8 protein-coding genes are annotated in these 17,044 nt (G+C 35.9%); all 8 read right to left on the bottom strand.

The genetic code is table 11. From position 1 onward, the window contains the following. Positions 1-49: 49 nt before the first annotated feature. The 8 genes from ACFX4H_RS21730 to ACFX4H_RS21695 all read right to left on the bottom strand — a co-directional run bounded on the left by ACFX4H_RS21730 (position 50) and on the right by ACFX4H_RS21695 (position 16,999). Positions 50-4,768, bottom strand: coding sequence for an amino acid adenylation domain-containing protein (locus ACFX4H_RS21730; protein WP_377436188.1), 4,719 nt, complete (start codon positions 4,766-4,768; stop codon positions 50-52). A gap of 26 nt (positions 4,769-4,794) precedes the next feature. Next, on the bottom strand, positions 4,795-5,061 hold the full coding sequence (locus ACFX4H_RS21725; RefSeq protein WP_053533736.1) for a phosphopantetheine-binding protein: 267 nt from the start codon (positions 5,059-5,061) through the stop codon (positions 4,795-4,797). A 10-nt stretch (positions 5,062-5,071) separates the two neighbouring features. Then, a complete protein-coding gene (locus tag ACFX4H_RS21720; RefSeq protein ID WP_377436187.1) occupies positions 5,072-12,601 on the bottom strand; it encodes an amino acid adenylation domain-containing protein in 7,530 nt (2,509 codons plus the stop codon). Positions 12,602-12,619: 18 nt separating this feature from the next. Then, a complete protein-coding gene (locus ACFX4H_RS21715) occupies positions 12,620-13,279 on the bottom strand; it encodes a hypothetical protein (RefSeq protein ID WP_377436186.1) in 660 nt (219 codons plus the stop codon). Then, positions 13,270-13,980, bottom strand: a complete 711-nt coding sequence (locus ACFX4H_RS21710; RefSeq protein WP_377436185.1) for a 4'-phosphopantetheinyl transferase family protein — start codon at positions 13,978-13,980, stop codon at positions 13,270-13,272. Before ACFX4H_RS21710 ends, ACFX4H_RS21715 begins: the two co-directional genes overlap by 10 nt. Positions 13,981-14,339: 359 nt before the next feature. After that, on the bottom strand, positions 14,340-14,627 hold the full coding sequence (locus ACFX4H_RS21705; RefSeq protein WP_053533732.1) for a transposase: 288 nt from the start codon (positions 14,625-14,627) through the stop codon (positions 14,340-14,342). 88 nt (positions 14,628-14,715) lie between these two features. Then, positions 14,716-16,308, bottom strand: a complete 1,593-nt coding sequence (locus ACFX4H_RS21700; RefSeq protein WP_377436184.1) for a hypothetical protein — start codon at positions 16,306-16,308, stop codon at positions 14,716-14,718. Then, positions 16,283-16,999 carry an ABC transporter ATP-binding protein gene (locus ACFX4H_RS21695; protein WP_034305539.1) on the bottom strand — a complete coding sequence of 239 codons (717 nt, stop codon included), beginning with the start codon at positions 16,997-16,999 and terminating at the stop codon, positions 16,283-16,285. Before ACFX4H_RS21695 ends, ACFX4H_RS21700 begins: the two co-directional genes overlap by 26 nt. Positions 17,000-17,044: the final 45 nt, after the last annotated feature.

Below are 17,044 nucleotides of genomic sequence, written 5' to 3'. Positions count from 1 at the left end.
GTCTTCCATACCCGCTGACCACAATCATTCTATTAAACCAGTAATCACCTTATTTGTTAGAATTCAATATATGAAACAAATCTTCCTCAGTGAGCATCGCATCCGGGAAATCACTTTCTATTAAAGAACCTTGGTCAAATTCAGTTCCCTTGATTTCCATGACAACATCACCAATAGCTTCCATTATTAGATTCATCTTTTCTTCGGCTAATTTTGAAATTATTTTTATGGTTAGTTTTCCATCCTGGATAAATGACAGGAAATGCAATTTTGGTTTATTTTCAAACTCACCAAAGTCCCTGCTATTGGATGATTCAAATTGAGAATCCAATCTTCCTAAGTAATTAAAAGTAACGTAGATATCCGGCTCCTGAATGACCCCAGGTCGTAAATACTTGATGACGCCATAATCAAAACCTTTATTCGGGATTTCCCTTATAGCATTCTTCGTGTTTTTTAAAGTATCGTCAAACGTCCCATCTGAATGCAGCAATATTGGATACATCGCAGTAAACCAGCCAACGGTCCTAGTAACATCGATTGTTTCATCCACCATTTCCCTGCCATGCCCTTCTACTTCCAACCAGAAGTTCTTCACTTCAAAAGATTGTTTCAAACCCTTTGCGATTAATGACAACAATACTTCTTCCACAGTCGCTTTTGATTGCCTTGATAATTCCTGGATCAAGAATTCAGTTTCTTCCTCACTGAATGGTTTCTCCATCGTTCTTTCTTCTTTAGCTATAAAGTCTTCCGCTATCTTAAAATCCGTTATTTCACTTTTTGTTTTTTGTTCCCAATAACGGAGTGTTTCAGGGTCCATCAACGATTCATTGTATTTCTTCAAGAAGTTTGACCAGTCTTTGAATGATGACGTTTTATGAGCAAGCCTTCCTGTTTGATTGTTTAATGCCAGATCATGGAGAGTATTGAAATCCTCAAGTAAGATCCTCCAGGAAACAGCATCAATCAATAAATGGTGGATTACCCAAAAGAAGCGATACTTGTTCGGCTGTTCTTTTAAAACAAGCATTTTCATGATCGGTCCATTACTTATGTCCAATGAACCTTGAGCCTTACTTTCCCATTCATCTCTCACCCTTATTCGCGTTTCCTCATCCAAATGATGTATATCCTTATAGACTAACTCCCATGTTTTGTGTTCGGAGTCTATATTCCCGATATATTTATCGTCACGTTTTTCAAATAGGGTTAACAATCCATCATGATGTTCCACGATATGTGATAGGATTTTTTCAATGTCCTCCATTTGAGCACAGGAATCTTTACTAAAAACAATGGACTGGTTCCAATGATTGATGGAAGCAGTGTGCTCCGCAAAGAACCATTCTTGGATGGGGGTCAGTTCCACATTCCCTCTAGTGGCTATAGGTTGAATCATGACCTTGTTTTCAGTTTTCGCTATCGCTGCCAGCTCTGCTACCGTTTGATTTTCAAAAATTGATTTTGGACTGATGATTATACTTTCCTGCCTTGCTAGTGAACATATTTGAATGCTCTGAATGGAATCGCCGCCAAGTTCAAAAAAGTTATCCCGGATACTGATGTCATCCAATCCTAAGACACTTTTGAATATTTGAAGAAGCACTTTCTCATTGAATGTCTCAGGTTCTTCCAATGTATTGCTTCGGGTTACGGGTACCGGAAGAAGTGCTGAATCAATTTTCCCATTTGCATTTAACGGAAATTTGTCCACTTGCATAAAGAATGAGGGAATCATGTAACTTGGTAATCTCTCTTTTAAAAATGCTTTTAAGTGATCGTAATCAATTTGTTGTTTGGATGTGAAATAAGCGATTATTTGTTTATTTAAGTTTGGCTGATCCTGAACCTTAATGAATGAGTCACTTACTTGCGGATAAGCATTGAGGTTGACCGAAATCTCATCAACTTCAACACGGAAACCTCTGATTTTCACTTGATTATCTTTACGCCCCAGAAAAATCAATTCGCCATCGCTCGTGAATTTTGCAAGGTCACCGCTGCGATACAAACGCTTACCAGCTTTAAAAGGATGTTCAATGAACTTTTCTTTTGTTAACTCATCATTATTCACATATCCAACGGCTAATCCTTCACCACCAATATATATTTCCCCTGCCGCACCTATCGGGACGAGTCTTTGCTCTGGACTTAATAAATAAACGTCAGTATTCAGGATGGGTTTGCCTATCGAGACTTTATTATTGGTAGTCTCATCGTTTTCATACGCTTTGAACATCTCAAACGTCGTCCATACTGAATATTCCGTTGGACCGTAGGCATTATAAAAGTTTATATTTTGATAGCGTTCCAGCAAGGCTATTGGACATTCAGACCCGGCTGAACCGACGAATTTCACATGGGATCCCTCTATATCGAGCTCTTGTAATACTGCAGGCGGCAATACTAGATGCGTTAATTTTTCACTTTTGATTTGATTTTCCAACGCAAATAAATCAAACATTTCCTCCTTATTATTCCCGATATGCAGCTCTGCACCATTTAATAAGCTTCCAAAAATCTCATATATAGAAGCGTCAAAATTAAAAGTGGCAAATTGTAATACCTTTGAGGTCTCATCAAGTTGTAAGTACTTGTTTTGGCTTATTATTAAATTCACTACGCCTCTATGGGGTAACATGACACCTTTGGGTTTTCCTGTCGTTCCCGAAGTATAGATTATGTAAGCCAGATCGGAAGGTGCAATAGATTCGTTACAGCATTCGGTAGCTACGTAATGTACGGATTCAAGATCAATCACCTTAGCTACTTTTTTAATGGCAGGAGCCTCAACTTGATTCGTAATGCATATATCCATTTTCGAATCATTGATGATATATTCCAATCTTTCAGCTGGCAGCATAGGATCAAGCGGAACGTATGCACACCCGGCTTTAATGACTCCCAGCATGCCGATTACCATATCAATCGACCTGTTTACATGCAGGCCTACCTTATTAGAACCTTTTTCGGTATGATTTCTGACCAATTTCGCAATCACATTCGATCTATGATCTAATTCCGAATAAGTAATAGCCTGACCATTATCAGCAACGGCTAATTTGTTTGAATGCTTCTTGACGATTCTTTTGAATATGGAGGTGATCGTCTCATTTTGATGTGCATCCGAAACCTCACCTTGCCACTCAAATAACAAATGATTCATTTGATTGTCATCTAAATACTCCAAATGACAGATAGGTATATCCGCATTTCTGCAAATTTGGAATAACCATTTTTCGAAACTCATCATGAGTCTTTCAATTGTTTCCCGTCTGAAAAGTTCATCGGAATACTCGAATTCCAGGATTATGTCATGAGAACCCTTCACCTTTATAGTCAGGTCATAATTTGAATAAGGAATTTCGAATTTGTCCTGTTCAAGAGTGAAGAATGCATTGCTGAAGTTCCCATCAAAGCTTTCTTCCATTGCCAAAGCTGTTTGGAACAATGGGGAATGGCTGAGATCCCTGTCTGGATTAATGATTTCAACGATTTTTTCAAATGGAAAAGCTTGATGTTCCAATACATCCAAAATCACTTTACGATTCCGGTTCAATATTTCATGAAATGATTCTGATGGATCAACGGTCAGCATCATTGGCAGCGTATTGACAAAGCATCCAACTGTCCGGGCAAATTCTTCTTGGCCGCGGTTTGCCACGGTACTCCCGACAATGATTTGATTCTTCCCGGTATACCGACTTAAAAACACTTGATAGGCGGTCATCATGAAAGCATATAAAGTCGTACCATTCTCCTTTAAAACCCTGTCAATCCATGCACGAAGTTCATTCGTTATGGCCATTTCCAGTCTTTCGCCTGAGTAAGAAGGTGATTTTGGACGTTGAAAGTCAAATGGAAGTTCTAACGCTTCTTCCTCTTGATCTAAATAACTTTCCCAAAACCTCCTTTGGCTTGGCGTACTTTCCTTGACCCACTCCTTATGCCAGACAGCATAATCTAAATATTGCATGTCCAGAGGGGGAATATCCCCGACCCTGCCTGTTTGAATTCTTTCATAAATCTCCAATAACTCTTCGAAAAAGGTGACGAACGATACTCCATCAAAAATGATATGGTGAAAATTGCATACCAAATAATGTTTTTCTTCATCAACTCGAAATAGTTTCATATTAAATAAATGATCATTTTCCAGGTCGAAGCATCTTTCCATTTCTTCAGTAAGATGGGAGGTGACCATTATATCGCTGACTTCGGGAGCTAATCCCCGGCAGTCTTCATAGGCAATCATGTTTCGGCTTTTTTTTGATAAGAATTGAAGGATTTGATGTTCTTCTCCTTTGAAATTAGTTCGCAAAGTTTCATGGCGTTCAATCATGAAATCTAATGCCTGTTGCAGGTCATCAATGTCCACAACGCCATTTAAAATGAATTTAAATGGCATATTATAGAGCATTTTCCTTTCATCCAGGCTGTCGAACAGATACATTCGATCTTGATTATGAGAAAGCATTCCTTCACTTTTCCCACGTTTATAAGGCTTATTTACCTCGTCTTCCCTCATGTCGAGGAGCATGTCCAGAAAACTTGCCAGTTTTTCTATATTCCATTGACTTGAAATGATTTCCGGTGTTAATTGAATACCAAACTCCTGTTTTATCGAAGACAAAAACTCATCTTTTTTTTCATTTGTGCTTAGTGATTCATTCATGTCCTCTACTAGTGATAGTTTAAAAGGTTCAATAATAATTGAAATCAAGTTTAATAGCCTATCTTCCGTTTCACTGATCATCCTGTTCATAGAAAAACACCTCAATTCTTTTCCATTCAACTTAACTTATGCATATCGTCCAATTGTTTGATGAGTACTGATAGTTCCTTGATGGTGGATTGTTCGAACATCACCTTGATTGGTAATCTCACTCCCAGGTTATTCTTCACCATTTGAATAAATTGCATCGCTAAAAGGGAATTCCCCCCTAAGTCAAAGAAGTTGGAATCTGTATCTATTGTCTCTTGTTCTAAAATTTCTTTCCAAAATCCAATAAGTTTTTCCTCAATTAACCTTTCCTTCACCGCAATTGTTGTCTCCATATATTTCCCCTCATTTCACTTTTGATTTTTCCAGCATTTCACTTAAGATTTGATTAAATATAGAAAGTACGGATGACCTTAACTTTGGATTGACCGCTGCCTCATTAAATTTAATTTGAACACTTGAACCAGGGGTGATGATGATGACGATTGGATAATGGGTCGTTTCCCGTCCTTCTTTCAAACTAACATTGATTTCATCATTATTAACTAGTTTCATCGGATAGTTTTCAAAAGCATATAATGATTCAAATAGTTGGTTTTCCAAATTAGCCCACTCATAAATCTCTGATAAAGGTGTATTCTCATAGGCACTTAATTCCAAAAATTCATTTTGAACCTCATCCAGTATTTCCATGTAGCTCTTTTCGTGGCTGATATGCTTGATGAACGGCACAGTGTTGATAAATGGACCAACCATTGCCTCAATATTTTGGATAGGAATATTCCTGCCGGATGTCACTACGCCGCAGCATACATTTTCCGTACCTTTTATTTCTTTCAAAGTGGCTAGCCAAATGGTTAGAAAGAAAGTATTCATGGTAATCTTGTATTCCTGACAGAATCGTTGAATGGAATCACTTAATTCTTCATCCAATACTTTCAAATAGCTATTCTCAATGTACCCCTCGCCTTCTTGCACTCCCATTAAACTGGATCCGGAATTTCGAGCACCTTCCAACTTTCCTGCCCAATAGTCCCGCAGTTCCTTATTACTTGTATAATCTTTCATATATTCAACATACTTTTTAAATGAAGGACTCACGGATGATGATGGTGTTATTGAATGATAAGCAGCAAAAATGTCATTAATCACCATCGAGTAACTCCAGCCATCCATAATAATATGATGGAATGTCCATATTAATTGGTATTGATTTTCCGCAAGCTTAACGATCATGAAGCGATTCAGCTTATTATTCTCGATATCTATGATCTTATATTGATCAGCTAACAACTTTTCCAACTTCTCTTGATGATCGATCATTTCTTCATATTCAATCTCGGTATCCATGGAACTCATTAACAGTTGGTAGAATACCCCTTTTCTGCTTGAATACAATTTGGTTTTTAAAATGTCATGTTTCCCTGCAGTTGTCACAATGGCATTGGTTAATTTATCGACGTCCAGGAAACCTTTAATATCAAAAATGAGCTGTACTTTATACTGGCTGCTTTCACTATCAAACAAGCTATGGTACAGCATCCCTTTTTGCAAAGCCGTCAATTCATAAATATCAACAATTCTTGTTTCTTTGTGCAAGAGTTGGTTAAGTTCCTCTTCAGGCATATCCACCAATGGAAAGTCTTCCGGACGGTACATTTGTTTTTCCCTTGTTTCTTCTTCCAATGTCCGTAACAATTCCGGCATATTGTGTTGAATATATTGCTCAAAATCTTCTCTTACGAAATGTCTGTTATAGTTTATTTTTATGGTTTGCTCCTCATTCACTACAAGCAATTCGATATCGACTTCATGTTCGGTATAGGAATTATGTTGAATATCATGTTCACTAAAAAAGGTGACCTCTTTTGCAGCCCATTCATTGTTTTGGTGAAATCTACCTAGATTATTGAAACTGATGATCGGCCTATTTTGTTTCATATATGTCTCGCCGCATAATTCGGTTATGATCCCATACTCAATCCCTTTATTAGGCAGGGTCCTTAATTTTTTCTTTGTACCTTGAATCGTGTTCGAAATCGATTCTTTATTTTCTATATAAACCGGGCACATGGTAGTAAACCAGCCTACTGTCCTGGATAGATCGACACCTGCAAATAACTCTTCGCGACCATGTCCCTCCAAAGTAAAATGAATATCTTTTTTATTAAAATATTTCCCTATTAGCGCTGCGAAAATGGATAAGTATATTTCATCAATAGATGCTTTATACGTTTTTGTCATATCATTATAGATTTTGCTTGTAATCTCTTTATTCAGTTTCATTTCAAATGATTTTCCATCGTAAACATTTCCTGTTTTGACCAGGGCGTTTTCATATACCGTTTCATGTTCATTCAGCCAGTACTCTTTAATGCCTAAAGGAATGCTATTTTTATATTCATTGAGGTTATTCGCCCATTCCTTATATGATGTCGTTTTATTATCCAGTTTTAGTTCCTGATTGTTTATATCCTGAATATATAGCCGGTCAAAATCTTCGATCAAGATTCTCCAGGAAACCCCATCAACAAGTAAATGATGAATGATCCAAATGATTACATGCTCGTTTTGCCCAGTATTGATGCATACTATTTTCATTAATGGTCCGTTTGAAATGTTGATGCCCTGTTGTGCACCGATCCCGAGTCTAGCTATTTCCCGTCCCTGCTGGTCCTTATTCAGGTTTGATAGATTTACGTAATTCAAAGTCCAATTTTCAGACGGGCCGATTTGCTTTTCCACTTGCGAAAATGATTCTTCTCTATTGAACCTTGATCTGAGCCCATCATGATGTCTGACGATATGGGCCATGATTCTTTGCAGCCGTTTCTCATTCAATTGCGGGTAGCCCTTTAACGTTACAGATTGATTCCAATGATTATAATTATTTATTTGTTGAGTGAAAAACCAACTTTGAATAGGTGTAAATGGTGCCTTTCCAAAAACATCTGACTGATTTATCGTTACATCGCCCGTCAATTCCACAACCTTTGCCAGCTCTTCGATACTTTGTTTTTCAAAGATGTTTTTTGAAGTGATGAGAAGATTTTCTTTCTTGGCAAGTGAACAAATTTGAATGCTTAGGATGGAGTCTCCTCCACATTCGAAAAAGTTATCAAAGATGGTTATTTCCTGATTATTCAGTACCTCTTTCCATATCTTTAACAATTTTTGTTCCGTTCCATTCATGACACTTTTACTGTTAGTGCCTTCCGGGTTCGTTTTTGTATCCGGTAAGCTCTTAGCATCCACTTTGCCGTTAACGGTTAGCGGAAAGGACTCCATTTTAATGAAATAAGAAGGAACCATATAATGTGGAAGATGATTCTTCATATAATCCCGGATATAATTTTCTTCAAGGTCATTGTCGGAGATATAATAGGCCATGATGAATTTCTTCGATTTAGATTCATCTTTTATCGCTATGAAGCAATCCTTTATACCAGGGCATTTATTTAGAACTGCACTGACCTCCCCAAGTTCGATACGATATCCGCGTATTTTCACTTGGTCATCAGCCCTGCCTGCAAAGAGTAGATTTCCATCCTCCGCATACTTAACCAAATCTCCAGTTTTATATAGTTTCCTTGAGGGATTGAACGGATTTTGAATGAAGCTTTCATCGTTTTTCCCCGGATTATTTATATATCCCCTTGCAATGCCTTTCCCGCCGATATACAGCTCACCTATTTGACCTTTAGGAACAGGCTTCATCCTGGAATTGAACACGTATGCTTCTGCATTTAAGATTGGCTTTCCGATCGGAATCACTTGATCATCACTTGGAAGTACCTTATATGCTGTTGCAACGACAGTGCCCTCCGTTGGACCATAATTATTATATAAATCAAAGCTCAAACGATCGGGTATCGTTTTTAAACGATCTCCCCCTGTCAAAATGGCTCTGATTGATTCTGGAAATTTCATATCGTTAATAAATAATTGCTCGAGCAGCCCCGTTGAAAAAAACGCGAGTGTGACCTTCTCCTTTTCCATCTTCTCCGAAAGGATCTCTACATCCAATAAATCATAGTAATCCAGTATCAGGAGTTTATTCCCATTCGTCAGATAAGGGAATATCTCCCAAACGGATGCGTCAAAAGATGTATTCGAAACCAGTACTGCTGCATCCTTTCCATCTACTGAATAATAATTGATATGCCAATTACAGAGGTTGGCCAACCCTCCATGTTCAATCATGACCCCTTTAGGTTTTCCCGTTGTTCCTGAAGTGTAGATGATATAGGCCAGATCACTTTCCGATATCTTTGTTGAATCGAATACTGTGCATTCAATTTCTGGTTCTTTTAGTATGTCTTCGATACATAAAAGTTTTCCTTCATCACCGGGATACTTTGGAAGTCCTTCTTCATTACTTAAACAATATGTGATTTGAGAATCCTCAATCATATGTTTCAACCGTGACACTGGCTGTGAAGGGTCCAAAGGCACATATGCCGCCCCAACTTTCATAATGGCTAAAATGGCCGTAACCATATTGATCGATCGATCCATAAAAATCCCAATTCTATCCTCTATACCTACATGATTTAGGAATAAGCGTTGTGCCACCTGATTTGCCCGGGCATTTAACTCGCTATACGTCACCTGATCATCACCATGAACAATGGCAACATCATTGAAATTTGTACTCACTTTATTCTCAAACCTGGTTATTACATCTTCAAAACGATGACCTTCCACTTCTTGAGTTACATTGCCTGTCCCCATTTCGATTAATGATCGCAACTGTGCAGGCTCTAAGTAGGTAATGTCCTTTATCCGCTTGCTTTCCTTGGTTGTAATCTCTAACAGCCAATGCTGAAAATTACTAGCCATTCTTTGAATCGTCGTTTTATTGAATAATGCTTTGTTATATTCAAACGAAATGAGTAATTCATCCTCATCCATTTCTTCTGCCTGAACAACCAAATCAAATTTAGCTTTAAAGGTATTGATTTTTTTCGGTTTTAACTTGAAATTCCTATATGCCAGCTTTTCTTTTTGGTTATTTTGCAGGACGAATACTGTATCGAACAATGGAGTATTTTCCATGGTTCTTTCTGCCGATAAATATTTCAAAATCTCCTTAGTAGGTAAATTTTGATGGTCAAAAACACCTGCAATATTTTTTATGTTTTTTCGCAAAATCCCTTCAAATGAATCTTCCTGGGATACATGTAATTTAAAGGGCAAGGTGTTGACGAAATATCCTATCAATTGTTCAGTATCCACATGGTTTCTCTTCGCCAAAGGGCTGCCGACAACAACTTCCTCTTCATCAAAGTAAACCGATAAAAAGGTTTGATAGGCGGTAAGTAAACTCATGAACAAAGTCGATTTCGTTTTTTTATGAAGACTTTCCAGGTTGTCTTGAATTTCTTTAGGTAACAAAAAGCTGATAATATCGGACGTGCTTTTACCTTCTCCGGTTTTTTGATGATCATATTGTAAAAAAGACTTTTGCCGTAATGCCGTTATTTCATTACTCCAGAACTCATTATCCTTACCTGTTACATAATTTGGTGAGTTTTTTTGCCATAAAGCATAATCTCCATATTGGATTGATTGGTTATCTCTATCATTTCGGTCGCCATTCTCGATTTCCTCATAAATGGCAAACCAATCATTGATCAATAATGGAATCGACCAACCATCAAAAATAATATGGTGGATGTTACATAATAATTGATATTCACTTTCATTCCTCTTCACTAACGTAATTGATAGGAGGGGACCATTTACTAAATCAAATTGCCGTTCCGTTTCTTCCTTCACAAAGTGATTCATTTTTTCTTCCTGCATGTCTAAAGGAAGATCCGAAACATCGAAATAATTAATATCATGATGAATCGACTCATCGAAAACCAAGATGCCCATTCCAGCTTCTTCCCTAATGACACTTTTTAAGATTTGATGTTTATTGCTTAGCTTATCTAACGATAATTCCAGGTTTCCTTCATTCACTTCACCTGCTATTTCATACGAAAAAACGATGTTATATAATGATTTGTCTACATTGGTTTGATGAATGAACCACAAATTTTCTTGCTCATATGTTAAAGGATATGTATTTCTGGCATTGATATGGATAGGTGTATAATCTTGCTTTCCCTCTTCTTTTTGACGAGCTTCTATGACTTCGGATAATTTCATAATCGTATCGTTTTCCAATAAAACGGAAGGAGCAATTTCAATATGAAATTGATTTTTAATATTGACAATCAATCTCATTATCGATAATGAGTTCATTCCACTTTCAAGTAGCGACTGATTATTTTTTATAACCCCATTGCCTATGATGCTAACCACCAATTCCCTTACTTTTTCACTTATTGTTTCATCTACTGGATTCTTGAAATTCGGTGTAGTTTCACGGTCTTTTATTATGAATTTTGGTAATGAAGATTTATCCAGTTTTCCATTTACAGTTAGGGGGATGTTGTCCACCTTGATAAAAAAGCTTGGTATCATATACGCTGGCAATGAGTTTTTTACACTTTCCCTCAAATAATCAGCAGCTAATTCTTCATCAGCAACATAGTATAAAAATAAATGCATATCATCATTAAACGCTTTATCCATCGTAACAACTGCGTTCTTGATGTTTTGCAATTCATTATACGCGCTCTCAATTTCCCCTAATTCAATCCTGAAACCTCTTAGCTGCACTTGCTCATCATTTCTGGAGATATATTGCAGATCACCATCATCCAACAGTTTCACTATATCCCCTGACTTATAGTAGCGGACATTATCGATATCCGTAAATTTCATCTCATTCATCATCGGGTTTTTATAGTAGCCAAGCGATACACCTTTTCCTGAAACGTATAACTCGCCCTCTTCATCTCCAGTTACTTCTTCTCCATTTTGATTCATCACTTTGAACCCAAGATGAGGCAAGACTTTTCCGATATTGGTCATTCCTTTTTCAACATCACTCTTAGCGATTTCTTTGTAGGTTACATGAACGGTGGTTTCAGTTATTCCATACATATTTATTAGCTTTGGCAGCCTGCCATTTTCGGGTGAAAACCACTGCGCCAATTTCTTGAAGTTTAATGCTTCCCCTCCAAAAATAATGTATTTTAAACTTAATTCATTTTGACGATTTATGAGCTCACCACTCACTTCGAAGAAAGCGCTTGGCGTACAATTAAAAACGGTTGTTTGTGTATTTATCAATAACTCAACAAAGGATATTGGATTTCTGCTTTCTTCAAATGAAACCACAACAACTTCTCCGCCATATATCCAAGCCCCCCACATCTCCCATATGGAGAAATCAAATGCGTAGGAATGGAAAAATGTCCATTTATCTTTATTAGTAAACTCGAACAAATCGTCGCAGCCATAAAACAAGTTCATGACGTTTTCATGTGAAACACAAACTCCTTTAGGCTTTCCCGTTGAGCCCGATGTAAAAATGATATAGGCTGGATCTTCTTGTTCAATTAAAGTATGTACATTCTCACCTGTCATACCTTTTGATTTATCTATCACTTCATCAATAGATACATAATTACAACCAATGTCGCTAATCCGGCTTTTATCCCCAATTAATAACTTCAATTCTGAATTCTTTATTATATGCTTTACTCTTTCATCAGGACTTTTAGGGTCGATAGGTACATAAGTAACACCCGATTTAAGCAGGGCTATGATCAAAAATAAAACCTGCTCGGATTTTTCAATATAGATTCCGACATTGTCTCCTTTATTTATCCCTTTGTCCTTTATGTACATTGCCATTTTATTTGCCAAGATATTCGTTTCTTTATATGTAAATTGCATACCCTTATTTCTTACTGCAATATTGTCTCCATATTGCCTGACACTTTCTTCAAATAAATTCGCTAAAGAATTCATATTCATCATTTTCCCCCGTTATTTTAAATATGTGCCTGATGCAACTGTCAACATATGAAAAACCAAAGAAACCAAAGCGATTACAATCGTTATGATCCATGCATTTCTTCTCTTAATGAGCGCCAATTTTCCCAGACTATAGCTGAATAGAATTAAACTGACAATGTAAAACAACTCAAACTCAGCCATGAATGTGTGAAGGATGGAGTTTTTATCATGCACCAGTAAGGATAAACTAGTGAATGTCGTTTCCTTGCTCTTAACCAATAATGCGACGATTGCATTAACACCGGATCCAATCACGATGCATACCCCTGCATTTATGACAGCTTGGCAAACCCCTTTTATATTTACCGGTCTTTCTTTTAAAACTAAAAATAATAGGCACACAATTAATATTTGAATGATGAATGTAACCAATAATCCAAGAGCTCCCATTACAATTGTGTTAATGGCAAAACTAAGGGCTCCGATCTCTGAAATGGACATGCCATTTAATACGTTCATCCCTTTTTGATCTGCAGAATATAACAAAAGCGTCGTTTCGATACCTGCTATTAAACTGAGTATCAATAACGAAATGATTAACTTGTGAACTCTATCCTCTTTTTTAAAAAGATATTGTACTAATTTGTTTTTGTTTTTTAATTCAGCATTTGCTTCCATTTTTAATTCCATTGGTATTCCCCCTCAATTATTTTCGTAGAATTTATCGGAAAGGTAACACTTCTTATTTCATCATTCACGAGTACAACCGTTGATTTATATTGGGTAAAATTTTTATAGAAAAGTGAGATGTTATCATGATCCATGTCAACCTTGGAAATTTCATAGATTTCAAGTGGAGAGGTCAATCCTGTTTTTAATATCTTTGATAGACTTTCTTTTGCACTAAAGAAAACTTCTTTACTTAAAACACCATCGCTTTCCTTAATCATTTTTTTCTCGGATTCCGTTAAGTAGGTTTCTAAAAATTCAGAATCGGATTTCGTTTTAGTCTCAATATCGATTCCCATTGGATGCAGTTGATCAAAAAGCAATATTCCGAATGTTTTATCCGTATGTGTGATGGATATACCTATGTTCGTTAAAAAGAACAAGCTTGTAACAATGACCGGCTGTCCAAAGACTCCTTTCAACAGGGATACATTCTTTATTTCATCCAAACCGATACCAAAAAACTCCATAATTGCTTTTTTTCCAAAGTACAAACTTTTCTTTGCTTCGATGGATCTTTTGGGACCATTTTGCAAATTTAAATAATTCCATTCTTTTTCGTTAAAAATATCATCAATATAGTCCAAATTGACTGAATCCGCTTCATAATACTTGATATAAGATTTATAAATTTTTTTCTTATTCATAAAGTATTCAATCATTTATAATTTTCCTCCCCTCTTTTTTCTAGAAATCCTGCATTTTTTCTCCATTTTTTCCCTATAAAATTTCTTTTTTAAAACAATTATTTCATTTTCTGGGTTAAATATTACCTATTATCATTATCGATAACACTTTATCACAACAATTTTGCCGAGTCCATTAAAAATTTGTAAATTATCTACATTACATAATAACTTTACCAATTTTCATTATTTTTCTACTTTAGTAGTATTTTCATAGGACTTATCGTGTGAAATTTAGAATAAAAAATCAACTTGAAATTTTCTAATTAAAAAAGCCATATTTTATTTTTCACTATAATTTGTGAAAAATAAAATATGGCTTTAATACTGTTCAATCATTTTGGTTGTTTAATAAAAATGTGCATGGCCTTTTTTAATATCTCATTCTCTTCTTGTAGATCTTTAATTATTTTATCCTTTTCCTCTTTCAGACTGAGCCCTGAAAAACCATTACTGGAGTCCGCCGAGCCAACTTCATTTGTTTCTTTATAGATATTGATCCAATTTCTTAATGTAGGTATGGATATATTAAGTTCTTCGGCCAATTCTCTAGGCTTTCTGCCTTCTTCCAATACTAATCGAGCAGCATAAATTTTAAAATCTTTATCATGGTGCTTCCCCATAATAAGACACTCCTTTTTTAAATTTATTTAGTGCCGATTTTCTGTACTTCTTTTATCAAACGAAAATGTTTTTCTAATATAAAGACTTTCATAAATTTAATTTCAATCTATTAATCAAAATGGAATTGATCGCTATTGCGATCACTAAAATCATTAGCGCCCCAATCAGGGGTTGGACACTGAACCAAACCAAGCCAAAATGAATCGCTGTTACCAAGATCAATAATGGCAATCCATAAAGCAGGCTTATTAATACATTGGGGTTGGATTTAATTGCAGCAGATGGGTTCTCCCATTCAATACTAGGATTTTTCATATCATATAATGGTGTTAGAAGATTATAGCAAACCACTAAACAAGAAGTGATTAATAACATGACTGCATTTTCCATTTCCCAATAGCCAAATAGAGCAAATATCAAAAAGCTGATCACCACGGCTATAATACTGATTATTGATGAAAATATCACTTTAGAAAAATAAACATATTTTTCATCAAACGGGACGCTTTTTAGTAAATAATGGTATTTACCTTCTCTTGAATATGGGGTTCCGCTTATATTATTTATACAACACAAGAAAAGAACCGAATAGGAAAAGTATTTATCAAAGACTCCCTCTTTCGTTATATTCAAATAATTCGGGAATACTTCATTCTGAATCAGCAATAACATGACAAGTGAAAAGATCGGAGGCAAAAGAAGACCTAAAGCGATTTGCATCTTAAAATATGCTTCAGACTTAATGATCCATATCTCTCTTTGTAAATAGTTACTCCATTGATTTTTTGATATATTTACCTTTGAGTTTTTCATATTCGTTTTGTTGTTTCCCAATATCCCATTTTTAAAGTAATGAACAGAAATGTTCTCTATAATCATTGAATACAAAAGGAAACCTATTACCATTATCGAAATATAAATAATGAAAAATTGAACGGTTATTTCATTTGATACAAAAGCATCCAATATCCATTTGATCACTGGAATCATATTTGCGGTTTCAAATATATGTCTCATCAACAATTCCAACGAGTTTTTTAGCCCTTCAAAAGAATTCAAATCTATTTCCGAGATGACCTTTGAAATGGCAACTGATGATTTTCCTGCAAAATATACAATGGAAATAATCATAAGAGTTAGGATGATACCAATGTTAACCATTAAGTATGCTACTTTACTTTTGAATCTATAATAATGCCTATTCATGCACGATAGGATAAAAAGCAGGAACAAAGCCGTTAAACCATTGACAATTGGTAAAAATGTGATTAATTTAATCGCTTCGATAAACTTTAGATCGACTATCAAGAAGCCTAATGTTGGCACTTGGATCATCATTGATAAGATGATCGGGACCCATAAGCTACTTAACACTTTGGCCCTTGATATTTCCTTATAGGTGAGTGGCAGAGGTGCCAATACTTTAAATTCATCATAAGAAAATATTTGTGATGTGGACAAATAGCAAACCAACGCAAAGACAAGAATGCTGGAAATCGTTAAATTATAAAACAGGAAGACCTGGGTATCTCCAAGAAAATAAACAAAGGCGTTAACGACAGTCAGCTGCAAAAACATATAAAAAACGGCTATTATCAGGACAGCCTGTAACATTGTCTGCTTGGGCATTTTATAGAAGGAAGAAACGAAAAATCTAGTTAACTGAAGTTTTTCCTTCATATACCTGAGCCTCCATAAAGGTAGATTCTAATGAACTTTCACCTATTATATTTTGTATCTCATCATGCAGGATGATTTTTCCCTCTTTTAAAATAGCCACTGTATTACAAATTTTCTCTGCCACATCCAGCAGATGCGTCGAGAAAAACACTGTACCGCCCATTTCAACATATTGTTTGATTAACCCCTTGAAAACTAAAACAGCGTTTGGATCTAATCCGTTCAATGGTTCATCCATAATGATGATCGGGGGATTAATGGTAAAAGCCGCTATCAGGGATACCTTATGCATCATTCCATAAGAATAACTTCCCATTGGCTTTTTAATGGACTCCTGCATCCCAAACCGATTGATATATTTCCCCAACCGTTCTTTGTCATCATTTCCATATAGGTTCATCAAGAAACGAATCCAATCAAATCCCGAAACATTGTTAAACACATTGATAGTATCAGGAATGAAGAAAAATTGTTTTTTATATTCTATGCCGTCTTCTTTGGTCAGGCCATTTATTTCAACCTTTCCATTTTCTGAATCTAAAATGCCTGTAATGATGTTCAGCGTCGTGGTTTTCCCTGCACCATTTGCTCCTATAAAACCTAAGGTTTCCCCTTTTTTGATTTCTAGATTTACACCATTCAAAATCTTCTTGGCCGAGTAGCTTTTCTCCAAATCTGTGATGCTTAACAAAGTTATCATCCTCCCATCACTTCATGATTAACACATTTCCATCCT

Source organism: Peribacillus sp. YIM B13477 (assembly GCF_042787955.1).
Taxonomy (GTDB): Bacteria; Bacillota; Bacilli; order Bacillales; family DSM-1321; genus Peribacillus; species Peribacillus frigoritolerans.
The sequence above is the reverse complement of the archived record's forward strand: the minus strand, read 5'-3'. Positions and strand labels throughout refer to the sequence as shown.